The organism is Terrabacter sp. 2TAF16, from assembly GCF_052115065.1.
Classification (GTDB): Bacteria; Actinomycetota; Actinomycetes; order Actinomycetales; family Dermatophilaceae; genus Terrabacter.
Map to the genome: position 1 here is coordinate 245,572 of NZ_JBFRFZ010000005.1, position 17,449 is coordinate 263,020.

The 17,449-nt window shown below is 69.7% G+C and carries 15 protein-coding genes; 5 read left to right on the plus strand and 10 right to left on the minus strand.

What is annotated here, in order from left to right; translation table 11 throughout:
• Positions 1 to 26: 26 nt before the first annotated feature.
• The 8 genes from AB4Z14_RS08365 to AB4Z14_RS08400 all read right to left on the minus strand — a co-directional run bounded on the left by AB4Z14_RS08365 (position 27) and on the right by AB4Z14_RS08400 (position 9,587).
• Entirely contained in the window at positions 27 to 1,043 is a 1,017-nt protein-coding gene (locus AB4Z14_RS08365; protein ID WP_442274806.1) for a DnaB-like helicase C-terminal domain-containing protein, read from the minus strand.
• Between the two features lie 85 nt (positions 1,044 to 1,128).
• Positions 1,129 to 2,598, minus strand: coding sequence for an NAD-dependent succinate-semialdehyde dehydrogenase (locus AB4Z14_RS08370; protein ID WP_442274807.1), 1,470 nt, complete (start codon positions 2,596 to 2,598; stop codon positions 1,129 to 1,131).
• A 61-nt stretch (positions 2,599 to 2,659) separates the two neighbouring features.
• Positions 2,660 to 3,907 carry a saccharopine dehydrogenase family protein gene (locus tag AB4Z14_RS08375; protein WP_442274808.1) on the minus strand — a complete coding sequence of 416 codons (1,248 nt, stop codon included), beginning with the start codon at positions 3,905 to 3,907 and terminating at the stop codon, positions 2,660 to 2,662.
• A gap of 19 nt (positions 3,908 to 3,926) precedes the next feature.
• Positions 3,927 to 4,700: an ABC transporter permease gene (locus AB4Z14_RS08380; RefSeq protein WP_442274881.1), complete on the minus strand. Its 774-nt coding sequence runs from the start codon at positions 4,698 to 4,700 to the stop codon at positions 3,927 to 3,929.
• Between the two features lie 35 nt (positions 4,701 to 4,735).
• A complete protein-coding gene (locus AB4Z14_RS08385) occupies positions 4,736 to 5,569 on the minus strand; it encodes an ABC transporter permease (RefSeq protein WP_442274809.1) in 834 nt (277 codons plus the stop codon).
• 83 nt (positions 5,570 to 5,652) lie between these two features.
• Complete coding sequence (locus AB4Z14_RS08390) at positions 5,653 to 6,789, minus strand: ABC transporter ATP-binding protein (RefSeq protein WP_442274810.1); 1,137 nt, start codon at positions 6,787 to 6,789, stop codon at positions 5,653 to 5,655.
• Positions 6,789 to 7,976 (minus strand): polyamine ABC transporter substrate-binding protein, encoded by a 1,188-nt coding sequence (locus AB4Z14_RS08395; protein ID WP_442274811.1) that lies wholly within the window; start codon positions 7,974 to 7,976, stop codon positions 6,789 to 6,791. Before AB4Z14_RS08395 ends, AB4Z14_RS08390 begins: the two co-directional genes overlap by 1 nt.
• 162 nt (positions 7,977 to 8,138) lie before the next feature.
• A complete protein-coding gene (locus tag AB4Z14_RS08400) occupies positions 8,139 to 9,587 on the minus strand; it encodes a gamma-aminobutyraldehyde dehydrogenase (RefSeq protein ID WP_442274812.1) in 1,449 nt (482 codons plus the stop codon).
• A 113-nt stretch (positions 9,588 to 9,700) separates the two neighbouring features.
• On the opposite strand from AB4Z14_RS08400, the gene AB4Z14_RS08405 reads away from it, so the two are divergent.
• From AB4Z14_RS08405 to AB4Z14_RS08420, 4 genes are all read left to right on the plus strand, one after another.
• A complete protein-coding gene (locus tag AB4Z14_RS08405) occupies positions 9,701 to 10,204 on the plus strand; it encodes an Lrp/AsnC family transcriptional regulator (protein ID WP_020142725.1) in 504 nt (167 codons plus the stop codon).
• Positions 10,201 to 11,640, plus strand: coding sequence for an aspartate aminotransferase family protein (locus AB4Z14_RS08410; protein ID WP_442274813.1), 1,440 nt, complete (start codon positions 10,201 to 10,203; stop codon positions 11,638 to 11,640). Before AB4Z14_RS08405 ends, AB4Z14_RS08410 begins: the two co-directional genes overlap by 4 nt.
• Before the next feature lie 179 nt (positions 11,641 to 11,819).
• Positions 11,820 to 12,512 (plus strand): hypothetical protein, encoded by a 693-nt coding sequence (locus tag AB4Z14_RS08415; RefSeq protein ID WP_442274814.1) that lies wholly within the window; start codon positions 11,820 to 11,822, stop codon positions 12,510 to 12,512.
• 185 nt (positions 12,513 to 12,697) lie between these two features.
• Positions 12,698 to 13,069 carry a VOC family protein gene (locus tag AB4Z14_RS08420; RefSeq protein ID WP_056769984.1) on the plus strand — a complete coding sequence of 124 codons (372 nt, stop codon included), beginning with the start codon at positions 12,698 to 12,700 and terminating at the stop codon, positions 13,067 to 13,069.
• 166 nt (positions 13,070 to 13,235) lie between these two features.
• Here AB4Z14_RS08420 and AB4Z14_RS08425 read toward each other — a convergent pair whose 3' ends face one another.
• Positions 13,236 to 14,174: an AEC family transporter gene (locus tag AB4Z14_RS08425; RefSeq protein ID WP_056825663.1), complete on the minus strand. Its 939-nt coding sequence runs from the start codon at positions 14,172 to 14,174 to the stop codon at positions 13,236 to 13,238.
• Positions 14,175 to 14,256: 82 nt separating this feature from the next.
• On the opposite strand from AB4Z14_RS08425, the gene AB4Z14_RS08430 reads away from it, so the two are divergent.
• Positions 14,257 to 15,372 carry an LOG family protein gene (locus tag AB4Z14_RS08430; protein WP_442274815.1) on the plus strand — a complete coding sequence of 372 codons (1,116 nt, stop codon included), beginning with the start codon at positions 14,257 to 14,259 and terminating at the stop codon, positions 15,370 to 15,372.
• A 167-nt stretch (positions 15,373 to 15,539) separates the two neighbouring features.
• Here AB4Z14_RS08430 and AB4Z14_RS08435 read toward each other — a convergent pair whose 3' ends face one another.
• Positions 15,540 to 17,447 carry a propionyl-CoA synthetase gene (locus tag AB4Z14_RS08435; RefSeq protein ID WP_442274816.1) on the minus strand — a complete coding sequence of 636 codons (1,908 nt, stop codon included), beginning with the start codon at positions 17,445 to 17,447 and terminating at the stop codon, positions 15,540 to 15,542.
• Positions 17,448 to 17,449: the final 2 nt, after the last annotated feature.

Sequence of the window (17,449 nt, forward strand, 5' to 3'; positions counted from 1 at the left end):
CGGCATACGCCATCGGGTGGGACGGCTCAAGACACGAAGACCCGGTCGTCGATGAGCCGCTCGGTGACCTCCTGGCCCTCCGTGTGGAAGCGGCCGTGCTCGAAGTCCTTGGCGAACTCGAGCTCGACGTGGGCCTTGCCGTGGCGGTTCTTCTCGACGCTGACGACCGACCAGCCGCGGAAACGCTGGATGTTGCCGAGGTTGTAGACGAGGTGCTCTCGCGAGACGACATCGACCTTGTCGTTGACGATGAGCACGACGTCGGCCTCGAAGGCGAGCGCCGACGAGCCGCGCAGGTCGTGCGTGCGCATCCGGTGTCCCGCGGCGAGCGCCTCCTTGTCGGCGGCCGAGATGGCGACGACGGGCACGCGGGCGGAGAGGGCCAGGTCCTTGAGCCCCTCGGCGACGGCGGTGATGCGCTCGTCCTCCTCGCCCCGGTCGGCGGGCACCTTCTGGATGTAGTCGAGCAGCACGAAGGGCGCCTGGCCCGTCGCCTCCGTGACGCGGTCGACGGTCGCGCGGATCGTGTCGAGGGTCGTTGTCGCCCCGGACGACTCGTGGATCTGGAGCCGGTCGCCGTAGCTGCCGAGCGCCGCGAGGGCGCGTCGGCCGCCGGGCAGGCTGCCCAGCACGGTGTCGAGCGAGCCGCCGTGGTCGGCCGTCTCGAGCGCGCGCCGCACGTCGATGACCCCGGCCACCTCGCCGGGGTCGCCCTCGGCGGCCTCCATCGAGATGAGCCGTTCGAGCAGCGTGTGGCTCTCGTGCTCGTAGGACAGGACGAGGGCGGTGGCGCCCGCGGCGACGACGTTGCGGGCGAGCTGGAGGCCGATCGTCGTCTTGCCGTGGCCGGCCGGCCCGCCGAGCAGGACGAGCTCACCGGAGCGCAGGCCACCGGTCAGGACGGCGTCGAGCGCCGGGAAGCCGGTCGACCACACGCGCGCACCGGCCGGCGACCCGCGTCGCAGCACGTCGTCGGTCTCGCTGAGCAGGGCGCCGAGCGGGCGCAGGGACCCCGCGTCGCGGGAGCCGGCTGGTGTCACCATGGGCAGATTGCACCACAGGGCGGCAGCGTGCCGGGCCGGTTCGGTGAATGTCCCGAAAGCGCGTGGGCTGCCGGCCCAGCCGTCGTCAGAGGGCGATGCCGACGTACTTCGTCTCGAGGTACTCGTCGATGCCCTCGAAGCCGCCCTCACGCCCGACGCCGGACGCCTTGACGCCGCCGAAGGGGGCGGCCGGGTTGGACACGATGCCCTGGTTGACGCCCACCATGCCGTACTCGAGCGCCTCGCTCATCGTGATGGCCCGCGAGAGGTCCTGGGTGAAGAGGTAGGCGACGAGGCCGTACTCGGTGTCGTTGGCCAGGCGGATGGCCTCGGCGTCGGTGCGGAAGGTCGTGACGGGCGCGACCGGTCCGAAGATCTCCTCCCGGGCCATGTCGGCGTCGGTCGGCACGTCGGCGAGCACGGTCGGCTCGTAGAACCAGCCGGCACCCTTCGGGGCCGAGCCGCCGACCAGGACCTTCGCGCCCTTGGCGACGGCGTCGTCGACGAGGGCCGACACCTTGTCGCGGGCCTTCTCGTCGACGAGGGGGCCGACGTCGACGCCCTTCTTCGTGCCCTTGCCGAGCGTCAGCGCACCCATCCGGCGGGCCAGCTTGGAACTGAACTCGTCGGCGAGCGACTCGTGGACGTAGAAGCGGTTGGCCGCGGTGCACGCCTCGCCCATGTTGCGCATCTTGGCGAGCATCGCGCCGTCGACGGCCCGGTCGACGTCGGCGTCCTCGAAGACGAGGAACGGGGCGTTGCCGCCGAGCTCCATCGAGACCCGCAGGATGCCCTGCGAGGCCTGCTCCATGAGCGAGCGGCCGACGGGCGTCGAGCCGGTGAAGGTCAGCTTGCGCAGGCGCGGGTCGCGGATGAGCGGCTCCATGACGTCGCCCGTCGTCGCGTGCGTCGTCATGACGACGTTGAGCACGCCGTCGGGCAGCCCGCACTCTCGGAGCAGCTCGGCCAGCGCGAGCATCGTCAGCGGCGTCTGGCTGGCCGGCTTGACGACCATCGTGCAGCCGGCCGCGATGGCCGGGCCGATCTTGCGGGTGCCCATCGCGAGCGGGAAGTTCCACGGCGTGATCATCAGCGTCGGGCCGACGGGCTGCTTCATCGTCATGAGCCGGGTCGCCCCGTTGGGAGCCGTCGACCAGCGCCCCGAGATGCGCACGGCCTCCTCGGAGAACCAGCGGAAGAACTCGGCACCGTAGGCGACCTCACCCCGGCTCTCGGCGAGCGTCTTGCCCATCTCGAGCGTCATGAGCATCGCGAACTCCTCCGCGCGCTCGGTGATCTTCTCGTAGGCCGCCCGCAGCAGCTCGCCGCGGTCGCGCGGCGCCGTGCGGGCCCAGTCGGCCTGCGCCGCCACGGCGGCGTCGAGGGCGGCCCGGCCGTCGGCGACCGAGGCGGCCGCGACATGGGTCAGCACCCGACCGCTCGACGGGTCGTCGACCGCGATGGTCTGCCCGTCGCTGCCGTCGCGCCACTTCCCGCCGATGAGCAGGCCCTTGGGCACCGAGTCGATCACTGACTTCTGCGTCACCGCTGCCATGCCTGGAACCCTATTCCTGTCGTCGTGTCCACCGTCGGCCCCCTGTCCCTGCGAGTGCTGCTCAGCGTTCGTCGATGCCCCACGGGGAGCCATAGCCCTCGGGATTGGCTGCCGCGAGCAGGTCGAGGAACGGGACGGCGTCGAACGCCTCGGGACCGAGGACGCCGGCCCCCTTCCACGTGCCCCGGGCCAGCAGCTCGAGGGCGACGACGGGGTTGACCGCCGTCTGCCAGACGACGCACTGCGCATCGTAGGCCGCCATCGTCTCGGCGTTGTCGACGACGTGGTAGAGGTACGTGCGCCTGGGCTGACCGTCCTTGCCGGTGCCGGTCACGAAGAGGCCGGCGCACGTCTTGCCCGTCATCCGGGGCCCGATGGTCGCGGGGTCGGGCAGCGCCGCCGCGACGACGTCGCGGGGCGAGACCTGCACGCCCTTGACGGTGATCGGTTCGGTGCGGTCGAGGCCGAGGGTGTTCAGGACCTTGAGGATGCCGATGAACTCGTCGCCGAGGCCGTACTTGAAGGTCACCCGCCTGGCGTCGACCCAGCGCGGCATGAGGAGCACCTCCTCGTGCTCGACGTTGACGCACTCGACCGGCCCGATGCCCTCTGGGAAGTCGAAGACCTCGGGCTCGCTGAACGGCGCGGTCGTGAACCAGCCCCGGTCCTTCTCCCACACGACGGGCGGGTTGAGGCACTCCTCGATCGTCGTCCACATCGAGAAGCTCGGGGCGAAGACCTCATTGCCGTCGTCGTCGTGCACGACGAGGTTGGCGCCGTCGCGCGTGCCGAGCTCGTCGATCTCGCTGAAGAGGTGGTCGGCGGCGTAGCGGGCGAAGACGTCGGAGAGCCCCGGCTCGACGCCGATGCCGACGAGCGCGAGGCGACCGTCGGCCTCCCACTCCCCTGCCACGGCGAACTGCTCGTCGCCGAGCATGACGCCGACCTTCTCATAGGGCTGCTCGGGATGCCGCTGCGACAGGCTCATCGCCATGTCGAGGTAGTCGGCCCCGGCGGCCTTGGCGCCCGTGAAGATCGGCATGTTGAACTTCGGGTCGACGGCGTTGAGGACATGGGTCGCCCCGTGCTCGCGTGCGAGCGCCATCACCGCCTCGGCCGACGAGGCGTCGACCTGGGCCGCGACGAAACGAGCCTCCCCGGGATGACGACCGGCCACGGCCGCGACAGTGCGCTGGGCGCGCGTCACGTCGTAGTCGGCGACGACCCAGCGCTCGAAGAAGCCACGCTCGGCGGCGATGCGCGCGGCGGCGTCACCGACCCCGCCGGAGCCGATCATGAGGACACGCAAGACAGTTCACTCCAGAGAGTCAGGCCGCGGCTCCACGCCGCCGACTGCCGATGACCTGGGCAGCGACGACGCAGAGGACGGCGATGAGGAACATCGAGAACCCGATGACGTTGGCCTGGGCCGGGATGCCACGGGTGTAGGACACGTAGACGAACTTGGGGAAGGTCGTCTCGTTGCCGGAGACGAAGTTCGTGATGATGAAGTCGTCGAAGGACAGCGAGAAGGACAACAGCGCAGCAGCGACGATGCCGGGCAGGGCCAGCGGGAAGGTGATCCGCAGGAACGCCGTCCGGGGATTGGCGTAGAGGTCCGACGCCGCCTCCTCGAGGCGGGGGTCGAGACTCTGCAGCCGCGCCTTGACGGTGACGACGACGAAGCTGATGCAGAACATGATGTGCGCGATGACGACGGTCCAGAAGCCGAGATCCATCCGGAAGCCCTGGATGAAGATCGTGAGCAGGCTCGCCCCCAGCACGACCTCGGGCGTGGCCATAGGCAGGAACACGAGGACGTTGGTCGAGCCGCGCCCACGGAACGAGTAACGCACGAGGGCGAACGCGATGAGCGTGCCCAGGATCGTCGCCACGAGCGTCGCGATCGCCCCGATCTTGATGCTCTCCACGAGTGCCGGGCACACGCCGGGAGCGCCACAGGGATTCGCCCAGTGCTTGAGCGTCGGGCTGCCGTCGGGGTTCCATGTGAGGTTGGACCGACGGTAGTTGTTGAACGAGAACACGAACGTGTAGAGGACGGGCAAGAAGAGATAGACCAGCACACCGACCGCGATGATCATCGCCAGGTGCTCGCTGACCCACGAGCGGGCGCGTGTCACAGGACCTCCTCCGTCCCGAAGCGGCGGACGTACCCGAGGACGAGCACGAGGATGAGGAGCATCAGGCTGATCGACAGGGCGGCGGCCGTCGGGAAGCCGCCCAGGACGGTGAAGAACTGGCTGTTGATGACGTTGCCGACCATCTTGGTGCTCGTGTCGGACCCGAGCAGCTCGGCGTTGACGTAGTCGCCGGCAGCGGGGATGAAGGTCAGCAGGGTGCCGGCGAGGATGCCGGGGGCCGCGAGCGGGATCGTCACGGTGCGCAGGTTCGTGAGCCGGTCCGCGTAGAGATCGCGACCCGCCTCGAGGAGTCGTGGGTCGGCCCGCTCGAGGCTGGTGTAGATCGGGAGCACCATGAACGGCAGGAAGTTGTAGGTCAGGCCCGCGACGACCGCCACCCACGTCTCGGTGATGTGGCCACCCGGAAGCAGGTGCAGGGCGTTGAGCGTGCGTGCGAGCGGTCCCTCGTCGGCGAGGATCTGACGCCAGGCAATGGTGCGCAGGATGAACGAGGTGAAGAACGGCGCGATGACGAGGATGAGCATCACGTTGCGCCAACGCCCGGCCTTGAACGCCATCGCGTACGCCAGCGGGAAGGCGACGACGAAGCAGAGCAGCGTGGCCAGGCCCGCATAGAGCAGCGAGCGCAGGAAGTGGACGCCGTAGCTTCTGAGTGCGTCGACGTAGTTTCCGACGTTGACGTCGCGGTAGTAGTAGCCGGGCGCCCCGGGGTACTGCGACTGGAGGCTCGCCGCACCGAGCTGCACGAGGGGGACGATGAAGAAGAGCGTCAGCCAGAGCAGACCGGGCACCAGGAGGAGATAGGGCATCCACCTGCGACGCGTTCCACCTCGACGTGGCGGCGTCAGCTGCGGGTCACCTGCCTCATGAGCCGTCGCCGCGATGGCGGTGGTCATGCTCCGTCCTCGACGAGCGCGGCCTGGCGACCGTCCTCGTCGACAGGCACGCCGAAGGCGTGCGTCGGGTCCCAGGAGAGCCAGACGTCGTCGCCCGGACGAAGGCTGATCGGGTCGACGTCGAGATTCTGCTCGTAGACGGTCCAGCGCGCCCCGCTCGGGACGGTGACGAGGTACTGCGTGGCGACTCCCGTGAACGACACGTCGGTGACCGTGGCGCGCACGTCGTTGCCGCTGCCATCGGGCTGGGACTCGTGGATCCGGACCTTCTCCGGCCGCACCCCGAACATCACCTCGCCGTCCTGGATGTCGGAGCGCCGTTTGGGAATCCTGACCTTGGTGTCGCTGACCTCGGCGATGATGAAGTCACCGTCGCTGCCGTGGATGCGCCCGACCCCGAGGTTGGACTGACCCACGAAGTTGGCCACGAACGCCGTGCGCGGTAGGTCGTACAGCCGCTCGGGCGGTCCCATCTGCTCGATGCGCCCACGATTCATCACGGCGACGGTGTCAGCCATCGTCATGGCCTCCTCCTGGTCGTGCGTCACGTGGATGAACGTCAGGCCGACCTCGCTCTGGATCCGCTTGAGCTCCACCTGCATCTGGCGGCGGAGCTTGAGGTCCAGCGCGCCCAGCGGCTCGTCCAGCAGCAGCACCTCCGGCTGGTTGACGACGGCCCGGGCGAGAGCCACGCGCTGCTGCTGTCCTCCGGAGAGCTGGACCGGCTTGCGACCGGCCAGGTGGGACAGCTGGACGAGCTCGAGCGCGTTGTCCGCCAGCTGCATCGCGTCCGACGCCTTGCGGCGTTTGGGTCCGAAAGCGACGTTGTCCCGGACCGTCAGGTGCGGGAAGAGCGCGTAGCTCTGGAAGACCGTGTTGACCGGGCGCTCGTGCGGCCGGGTGCCGGTGAGGTCGGTCTTCCCGATGAGCACCCTTCCCCCCGTGGGCTGCTCGAGTCCGGCGACCATGCGCAACGTCGTCGTCTTGCCGCACCCCGACGGCCCCAGGAGGGCGAAGAACGAGCCTCGCGGCACGACGAGGGACAGGTCGTCGACCGCCGTGAAGTCGGAGAACGCCTTGGTGACGTTCTCGAGGACGAGGTCACCGTGCGCCTCGCGCGTGTTCGTGGCCATCAGTTGCCCACCGCCTGGTTCCAGATCTGCGAGAACTTCTGGTCCTCGGCCGGTGACAGGGCCCGGAAGCTTCGCGTCCGGGACCTGAGGTACTCCTCGGTGGGGAAGATCATCGGGTCGTCGACGAGCGTTGGGTCGATCTTCTTCATCTGCTCCTGGGCTCCCTGCACCGGGCAGATGTACGCGACGTAGGCGGCTACCTTCGCGGCCACGACCGGGTCGTAGTAGTAGTCCATGAGCCGCTGGGCGTTGCGGCGGTGGCGCGACGTGATGGGGACCATCATGTTGTCGCTCCAGAGCGTGCCCTTGGACTCGGGCAGCACGAACGTCCAGTTGTCGTCCTTGGTGTTGGCCTGGAGCTGTGCGATGTCGCCGCTCCAGACGATGCCGGCGATCGCGTTGCCGCTCGTGAGGTCCTGGAGGTAGGAGTTGCCCTTGATCCGGCGGATCTGCCCACTGGCCAGCTGCTTCGAGACCTCGTCGACGCCCTTCTGGAACTGGGCCTCGGTGAAGTTCTGGGAGATGTCGACGCCCTGCCAGAGCATGATGAGCCCGACGGTGTCGCGGAACTCCAGCAGGGCCGTGATCTTGCCCTTGAGGTCGGGAGCGAAGAGGTCGTCGAGGGTCTTCAGCTCACGACCGACCTTGCCCTTGTGGTAGCCGATGCCCGCGAAGCCGCTCTGCCACGTCAGGGAGTTGGTGCGACCCGGGTCGAACGAGACGTCCTGGAGGATGGGCCGCAGGTTCGAGGCGTTGTGCATCCTGATGAGCTCGAGCGGCTGGACGAACCCCTGCTGGATCATTCGGTTGGCCATCCAGTCGGTGAAGACGAAGATGTCCCGGTCGATGTCCTGTTTGGCCTGCAGTTGGGGCGCGATCTTGGTCGCGTACGTCTCGTTGTCCTCGATGTCCTCCGAGTAGGTGGCCGTGATGCCGGTCTTCTTTTGGAAGTCCTCGAGGGTCGGGTAGGTCTTCGTCTTGTCGTCGTAGTCGAGGTAGGCCGTCCAGTTCGCGAACTTCACGACCTTCTCGGTGTCGGAGACGTCCTTGGGCAGCGTCAGTGTCGGCGCACTGCCCGTCGAGGTCGGGGGTTCTGGCGGCGCGCACGCCGAGAGCCCGAACGCGGCGAGTCCCGCTGCGCCGCCCCCCAGCAGTCCGCGTCGCGACAGACCCGATGTGGCGGCCATGGAGGCCAGGGCACGGATCCCGGGATCCGAATGGGGTCGACGGCTGTTCACGCCTTCTCCTTCACGTGCTGGTGAACGCACCCGGTCCGGGTGGACCGGGCGTCCGGACGTCGGTGTCCGTCGGTGCTGCTGCCCCCGTGGATGGCCACTCGTGGCGCCCGCTCAGGACTCGATGTTGGCCATGACGTGCTTGATGCGGGTGTAGTCCTCGAGCCCGTACATGGACAGGTCCTTGCCGTAGCCGCTGTGCTTGAAACCCCCGTGCGGCATCTCGGCGACGACCGGGATGTGGGTGTTGATCCAGACGCACCCGAAGTCGAGCCGCTTGCTCATGCGCATGGCCTTGCCGAAGTCGCGCGTCCACACCGACGACGCGAGGCCGTACTGCACGCCGTTGGCCCACGCGAGCGCCTCGGCCTCGTCGCTGAACTGCTGCACCGTGATGACGGGTCCGAAGATCTCGTTCTGGATCTGCTCGTCGTCCTGGCGCAGGCCGGCGAGCACGGTGGGCTCGAAGAAGTAGCCCTCGCCGAGGCCCTCGACGCGGCGGCCGCCGGCCTCGATGCGGGCGTGGTCGGGCAGGCGGTCGATCATGCCGCCGACGTGGGCGACCTGGTTCGGGTTGTTGACGGGGCCGAAGAGGGCGTCGGGGTCGTCGGGCATGCCGACCTTGGCCGAGCCCTTGGCGTACTCGGCGAGCGCGGCGACGAAGTCGTCGTGGATGCGCGGGCCGGCGAGGACACGCGTCGCGGCGGTGCAGTCCTGCCCGGCGTTGAAGTAGCCACCGATGGCGATGCCCTCCACGGCGGCCTCGATGTCGGCGTCGTCGAAGACGATGACCGGCGCCTTGCCGCCGAGCTCGAGGTGGACGCGCTTGAGGTCGCGCGACGCGCTCTCGGCGACCTGCATGCCGGCGCGCACCGAGCCGGTGATGGCGACGAGGGCAGGCGTGCGGTGCTCGACGAGCATGCGGCCGGTCTCGCGGTCGCCGGTGATGACGTTGAAGGTGCCCTCGGGCAGGAACTCCGAGGCGAGCTCGGCGAGGAGCAGGGTCGTCTCTGGGGTCGTGTCGGAGGGCTTGAGGACGATGGTGTTGCCCGCGGCGAGCGCCGGGGCGATCTTCCACATCGCCATCATCATCGGGTAGTTCCACGGCGTCACCTGGCCGACGACGCCGATCGGCTCGCGGCGGACGAAGGACGTGTGGCCCTTCATGTACTCCCCCGCCGACTTGCCCTCGAGCACCCGCGCGGCACCGGCGAAGAAGCGCAGCTGGTCGAGCATCGGAGGGATCTCCTCGCTCTGCGTCAGCGCGTGCGGCTTGCCGGTGTTCTCACCCTCGAGGCGGATGAAGTCGTCGGCCCGGGCCTCGATGGCGTCGGCGAACTTCAGCAGGGCGGCCTGCCGCTCGCCGGGGGTCGTGTCGCCCCACGTCTCGAAGGCGGTGGCCGCCGCGGCATACGCCCGGTCGACGTCCGCCTGGGAGCTGACGGGGGCCGTGGCCACGACCTGTGCGGTGGACGGGTCGACGACGTCGGTCGTCGCGTCGCCGTCGGGGTCGACGTACTGGCCACCGATGAAGTTGCGGAGCTGGCGCGGCTGCGAAGTCATGCGGGAATGCTAGACGCAGACCTTCGCAATCGTGAAGACTTGTCGAGATAAATCTTCGGAATCAGTTGTGCGGGGACTTGCCAACAGCGTGTTCCACAGGTCAGTATCGCCCCATGACGACGATCCGAGGTGTGGCCAACACCGGGGGAAACGGGGCCAAGAAACCCTCGGTCAATCTCGACGACGTGAGCAAGACCATCATCGAGCTCCTCCAGCACGACGGACGCAAGTCCTACGCATCCATCGCCCAGGAGGTCGGGCTCTCCGAGGCCGCGGTCCGCCAGCGTGTGCAGCGACTCCTCGACGCCGACGTCATGCAGATCGTCGCCGTGACGGACCCGCTGCAGGTCGGCTTCCAGCGCCAGGCGATGGTCGGGCTGCGGGTGTCGGGAGACATGACGTCGGTCGCCGACGCGCTGACCGACATGGAAGAGGTCTCCTACGTCGTCACGACGGCGGGGAGCTTCGACGTCCTGGCCGAGGTCGTCTGCGAGAACGACACCCACCTGCTCGAGCTGCTCACGACCCGCATCCGCCCGCTCCCGGGCGTCACGGCGACCGAGACGTTCGTCTACCTGAAACTCAACAAACAGCTCTACAACTGGGGTACACGATGAGCATCAACCCGAACGAGGTCTGGGAACCCACATCGGACCACCGCACGCCGATGGGCACCCTGCACTCCGAGGCCGCCCGCGACCACCTGTGGATGCACTTCACGCGCCACTCGGTGTTCGAGGACCGGACCGAGGGCGGCCTCGGCCACACCGTGCCGATCATCACCAAGGGCCAGGGCTGGAAGATCTGGGACGACCGCGGCAACGAGTACATCGACGGACTCGCCGGCCTCTTCGTCGTCCAGGCCGGCCACGGCCGTGAGGAGCTCGCCGAGGCGGCCGCCAAGCAGGCCAAGGAGCTCGCGTTCTTCCCGCTGTGGAGCTACGCGCACCCCAAGGCGATCGAGCTCGCCGAGCGGCTCGCGAGCCACGCCCCCGGCGACCTCAACCGGGTCTTCTTCACGACGGGTGGCGGCGAGGCCGTCGAGACCGCCTGGAAGCTCGCGAAGCAGTACTTCAAGCTGACCGGCAAGCCGACGAAGCACAAGGTCATCTCCCGCGCCGTCGCCTACCACGGCACCCCCCAGGGCGCCCTGTCGATCACCGGCATCCCCGCGGCCAAGGAGATGTTCGAGCCGCTCGTGCCCGGCGCGCACAAGGTCCCGAACACCAACCTCTACCGCGCCCCCGAGCACCTGCAGGGTGACGAGAAGGCCTTCGGCCGCTGGGCCGCCGACCGCATCGCCGAGGCCATCGAGTTCGAGGGCCCCGACACCGTGGCAGCCGTCTTCCTCGAGCCGGTGCAGAACTCCGGTGGCTGCTTCCCGCCGCCCGCCGGCTACTTCGAGCGGGTCCGCGAGATCTGCGACGAGTACGACGTGCTCCTCGTCTCCGACGAGGTCATCTGCAGCTTCGGCCGCATCGGCTCGATGTTCGCGTGCGACGACTTCGGCTACGTGCCCGACATCATCACGTGCGCCAAGGGCATGACGAGCGGCTACTCCCCCATCGGCGCGATGATCGCGAGCGACCGACTCTTCGAGCCGTTCAAGTCGGGCACGACCTACTTCCCGCACGGCTACACCTTCGGTGGCCACCCGGTCTCCGCCGCGGTCGCGATGGCCAACCTCGACATCTTCGAGCGCGAGGGCCTCAACGACCGGGTCAAGCAGAACGCCCCGATCTTCAAGGCGACGCTCGACAAGCTGCTCGACCTGCCCCTCGTCGGTGACGTCCGCGGCGCCGGCTACTTCTACGGCATCGAGCTCGTCAAGGACAAGGCGACCCGGGAGACGTTCAACGACGCCGAGTCCGAGCGGCTGCTGCGCGGCTTCCTCTCCAAGGCGCTCTTCGACGCCGGCCTCTACTGCCGTGCCGACGACCGCGGCGACCCCGTCATCCAGCTCGCGCCGCCGCTCATCATGGGCCCCGAGCAGTTCGACGACATCGAGTCGCGGCTGCGCTCGGTGCTCACGGAGGCCGAGAACCACCTCTGACCCCACCCTTCCCGACTCCGTGCGTATGCCGTGGGGGTGTCGCCGGCCACGAAGCCACCCGTTCGCGGGTGGCTTCGTGCGTGTGCGGCTCGGACCGTCCGGAACGCTGGTCCGTGCCGTTCGTTGGGGTAGGTATCCGACGAGTGCGACGCCGACGCACCGCCGACGAAGGAGAAGACATGGGATTCCTCGACAAGCTCCTGGGCCGTGAGCCCCTCCAGCAGCAGCAGCGAGCCCAGCAGCCGCCCACGGGAGCGCCGTATGCCGTCCCGCCGCCGCACGGAGGCGCGTCGTCCGAGGACGAGCGGGCCATCGCCCGCTACAAGTACCTGCTGCGCACCGCGCCGCCGGAGGACATCGAGAGGGTGCACACCGAGGCCTTCGCCAAGCTCTCCCCCGAGCAGCGCCAGATGGTCCTCCAGCGCCTCAACGAGGACCTTCCCGAGGGTGAGCGCCCGCGCAGCGACCAGCCGGCTGACCTCGCCCGCAGCGCGACCCGCGCCGAGATGAGCCGTCCCGGCTACCTCCAGGGCGCCTTCGGCGGGGGTCGAGGCGGCATGGGCGGTGGCATGGGCATGGGCGGCATGATCGCCGGCTCGATGCTCGGCACCATCGCCGGGGTCGTCGTCGGATCGGCGCTCGCCGACATGATGCTCGGGGGCTACGACTCCTCGCCCGAGGCCCAGGAGGCCGGCGACGCGACCGCCGACGCGGGCGACGGCGGCGATGCAGGAGACGCGGGCGGCGACCCGGGCGATGCCGGTGGTGACGCGGGCGGCGACGGCGGCGGCTCGGACTTCGGCGACTTCGGTGGCGGGGGCGACTTCGGTGGTGGCGACTTCGGCGGCGGTGGGGACTTCGGGGGTTTCTGACCCACTCCGTAGCCAGGATCGACGCCCGGCGTTCGGTTCCCGTGGTCCCCGACGCATTCGTGGCCACGGAACCGGGTGCCGCGCGTCTGTGCGCCGACACGCCCCCGGTGTCGGGTTCGTCCAAGACGGGGACGCTCGGCACGAGCGATGCTGACCTCTCACCGTCACCGACGAAAGGGATCCCGATGGCCATCGCCGCCCTCAAGATGCTCACCCTCGACAGCTCGGACGCGCGCCGCGACGCCACGTTCTGGTCGACCGTGCTCGGCTGGGAGGTCGCGCACGCGCAGGACGAGTACGCCATGCTCACCGGCCCCGGTGGCGTCGCCCTGGGCCTCGGACTCGTCGACGACCACGAACCGCCGGCGTGGCCGAACGAACGCGGCACCAAGCAGTTCCACCTCGACCTCGCCGTGGACGACCTCGACGCGGCGGCCGCAGAGTGCGTGGCGGCCGGGGCGACGCTGCCCCACGAGCAGCCGGGAGAGACGTGGCGCGTGCTGCTCGACCCGAGCGGTCACCCCTTCTGCCTCACCCAGGCCGCCAACTGGGGCTGAGCTTCCCCCACCCGAGCGCGTGACAGGACTCGCCTGAGCGCGCAACACCACTCGAGTGGCCCCGTCGTCACACGAGCCCCACGTGACCCACTGCGCGGTACGCAGCACGGGCCAGAGGTTGGGACGACGGGGCCACTCGACAAGAGCCGGGGGCGCCCGGCTGCGGTCAGACGCCGACGAGCCAGTGGAAGAGGGCGGCGATCCCGAGGATCACCGGGACCGATGCGAAGGTGCTGACGAAGATGACGTCACGGGCGAGGTTGACCTCGCGTCGGTAGCGGACGGCATACGTGAAGATGTTCTGCGCCGTCGGGAGGGCCGCCGTCACGACGACGGCGAAGAGCGCCTCGCCCCGTAGTCCCAGCGCCAGGCCGACGCCGAGCGCGATGGCCGGCATGAGGAGGGTCTTGAGGACGACGATCGTCCACACGTGCTCGGCGGTGCGCCCGGTCGCAGGGCGGGGTCCGCGCCGCAGCGAGATGCCGAACGCGACGAGCATCGACGGCACGGCCATCGCGCCGAGCAGGTCGATGGGCGCCGCGATGACGCGTGGGAGGTGGATGTCGAAGACGGCGATGAGCAGGCCGGCCACCGCACCGAGGGTGATCGGGTTGCTGAACATCCGGCGCAGGCTGCGGCCGAGGGTCGGGCGCTCGCCACGGGCGTCGCTGTCGAACAGCGCCATGTAGACCGGTGTGATGATGAGCAGCTGCATGAGCAGCGTCGGCGCCACCCATGCGACGTCGCCGAGGACGTAGAGCGCGATCGGGATGCCGAGGTTGCCCGCGTTGACGTATGCCGCCGAGAGGCTGCCGATGAGCCGTGACCCGAGCGTCCCTCCCGCCCAACGGAACCGGGCGATGAGCAAGTAGAGCCCGACGACGATCGCAAAGCTGATGAGCGACGTGACGAGGTTGGCCGACAGGACGGCGTCGAGCGAGGTGCGCTGCATGACGGTGAGCAGCAGCGCCGGCGACGCGACGTGGAAGGCGAGGCGCGAGAGGTTGACCTGGGCGGAGTCGTCGAGCACCCGACGGTCGGCGAGGAGCCAGCCGACCGCGACGATGATCGCGATCGTCGCGAATCCCTCGAGCACGCCGACCATGCCGCCGATCCTGTCAGCCGCGGACGACGTGACGTCGCCCGGGTCCGCTCCTCGGCCACCCGGCCGGGGCAGGATGGGGCACATGGAGATCGAGACGCTCGACGAGCTGGACGACCACCTCGCCTCCGACGGACCGCTGCGCGGACTGCGGCTCCAGGACCTCGACCTCACCGGCTACGGCGACCAACTCGCGGCCCGCGGAGACCTGACCGGCCTCGTCGTGCTCGGGGGCACGGTGCCGGTCCCGGTGGCCGAGGTGCTGCTGACCCGGGGCGCGATCCTCTTCCCCGGCATCGCCGACGCCCCGGTCGACCCGTGGCGCGGCCTCTACTTCCCGACCGACCTCTACGCCGGTCTCGAGCACGGCTACGCGGCGACGCCCGACGCGAAGGCGTACGCGTGGTTCGTCGACGCGCGGCTGCGCACCGACGCGTACGCCACCCTCGTCCGCGCGATCCACGACGACTCGGTGACGGACGAGCTCGACGAGTTCGTCCAGGGGCGATCGGTCGTGGGGATCATGGGCGGCCATGCGCTGGAACGGGACTCAGCGGCATACGCCGGCGCGGCTGGGCTGGGGCACGCGCTCGCCGAGGAGGGACACCTCGTCGCGACCGGTGGCGGTCCGGGGGCGATGGAGGCCGCCAACCTCGGCGCGCTGTGCCGGAGCGCAGCCGCCGTCGAGGAGGCCGTCGGTCTCGTTGCGAGCGTCCCGGGCTTCCGGCCCGACGTGACGGCGTGGGCCACGACAGCGCTCGCCGCACGGCACGACATCGTCGGGGACGAGCTCCAGGCGCCGTCCGAGACGCTGGGCCCGTCGGCCCGGTCGCTCGGCATCCCGACGTGGTTCTACGGTCACGAGCCGCCGAACGTCTTCTGCGACGTCATCGCGAAGTACTTCTCCAACGCGATCCGCGAGGAGGGGCTGCTCGCCCGGTCGAACGGCGGCATCGTCGTGCTCGACGGTGCGGCCGGCACGGTGCAGGAGATCTTCCAGGCCGTGACGCCGCTCTACTACGCCCCCGAGGGCGCTCCCCTGCCTCCCCTCGTCCTCGTCGGGCGCGAGCACTGGACCGAGCGCGTGCCGGTCTGGCCGGCCCTGCGCGCCATCGCCGCCGGTCGCCCGATGGAGGCGGCGGTCCACCTCGTCGACTCCGTCGACGAGGTCCTCCCCCTGCTCCCTGCCCCTCCCGGCTGATCGCGACGGCCCCACCAGAGGTGCGCCACGGCGCAGTTCCGGGGGCCTTCGACACCAGGTTCCCCACCAGAAGTGCGCCACGGCGCAGTTCCGGCGGCCTTCGACACCAGGATCCCCACCAGAAGTGCGCCATGGCGCAGTTCCGGCGAGGGCGGTGGGTCGTAGGGTCAGGAACCGCGCAGGACGGGGGTCAGGGTCTCGAGGACCGAGGCGTCCTCGATCGTGGCGGGCACGGCCGGCGCCTTGCCGTCGGCCAGCTCACGCATCGTCTTGCGCAGGATCTTGCCCGACCGAGTCTTGGGCAGGCCGGCGACGATGTCGACCTGGTGCAGGGCTGCCACGGCCCCGACCTCCGACCGCACCCGGGCGACGAGCTCGCGCTTGATCCGGTCACCGTCGGCCTCGGCGTCGACGCCCGACTTCAGGACGACGAGCGCGCGCGGCACCTGTCCCTTGAGGTCGTCGTGGACGCCGATCACGGCACACTCGGCGACCGCCTCATGACCGGCAAGGGCCGCCTCGAGCGACCCGGTCGAGAGGCGGTGGCCGGCGACGTTGAGGACGTCGTCGGTGCGACCCATGACGTAGAGGTAACCGTCCTCGTCGAGGTGGCCGCCGTCCCCGGTGAGGTAGTAGCCGGGGTAGGCCGACAGGTAGGAGCTGACGTAGCGGTCGTCGTCGCCCCACAGCGTCGGCAGCGTGCCGGGCGGCATCGGCAGCTTGATGCAGATGGCACCCTCGGTGCCGGCCTCGACCTGCTCGCCCGTCGCGTCGAGCACCCGCACGTCGTAGCCCGGCACGGCGACCGTGGGCGAGCCGGCCTTGACCGGCAGCAGCCCGATCCCCACGGGGTTGCTGGCGATCGGCCACCCCGTCTCGGTCTGCCACCAGTTGTCGATGACCGGCTTGCCGAGCGCGGCGGAGGCCCACTCGTACGTGTCGGGGTCGAGCCGCTCACCGGCGAGGAAGAGGGCGCGGAAACGGGAGAGGTCGTGCGCGGCGACCTTGGACGCCGTCGAGTCGTCCTTCTTGATGGCGCGGAAGGCCGTCGGCGCGGTGAACATGCAGACGGCGCCGTACTCCGCGATGACCCGCCAGAACGCACCGGCGTCCGGGGTCCCCACGGGCTTGCCCTCGTAGAGCACCGTCGTGGCGCCCGTCAGCAGGGGCGCGTAGACGATGTAGGAGTGCCCGACGACCCAGCCGACGTCGCTCGCGGTGAACATCGTCTCGCCCGGGGCCACGTCGTAGAGGTTGGCCATCGACCACCGCAGAGCCACCGCATAGCCACCGCAGTCGCGGTAGATGCCCTTCGGCTTCCCCGTCGTCCCGGACGTGTAGAGGATGTAGAGCGGGTCGGTGGCTGCGACCGTGACGCACTCGCTGCCCTCGCTGGCCGCGTCGCCGGACTCGAAGTCGGCCCAGTCGATGTCGCGCTCGCCGAGCTCGGCGACGAGCTGCTCGCGCTGGAGCACGACGCAGCGCTCGGGCTGGTGTGCAGAGCGGCGGATGGCCTCGTCGAGGAACGGCTTGTAGGGCACGACGCGGCTCGGCTCGACGCCGCACGACGCCGACAGCACGACCTTCGGCGCGGCGTCGTCGATGCGCGCGGCGAGCTCCTGCGGGGCGAAGCCGCCGAAGACGACGGAGTGGATGGCACCGATGCGGGCGCACGCGAGCATCGCGATGACGGCCTCGGGGACCATCGGCATGTAGATGACGACCCGGTCGCCCTTGCCGACACCGAGCCCACGCAGCCCACCGGCCACCGCGCGCACCCGCTCGAGCAGGACGACATACGTCAGCGTGCTCTTCGTGCCCGTCACCGGCGAGTCGTAGTGGATCGCGGGCTGGTCGCCGCGCCCGGCGGCGACATGGCGGTCGACGGCGTTGAAGCAGACGTTGAGCTCGGCGTCGGGATACCACCGGTAGAACGGCGGTCTCGAGTCGTCGAGGATGCGCGTCGGCGGCGTCACCCAGTCGATGCCCTCCGCGGCCGCACGCCAGAACCCTTCCGGGTCGCGCAGGCTGTCGTCGTGGATGCGGTGGTATGCCGTCGAAGCGCCGTCGCTCATGG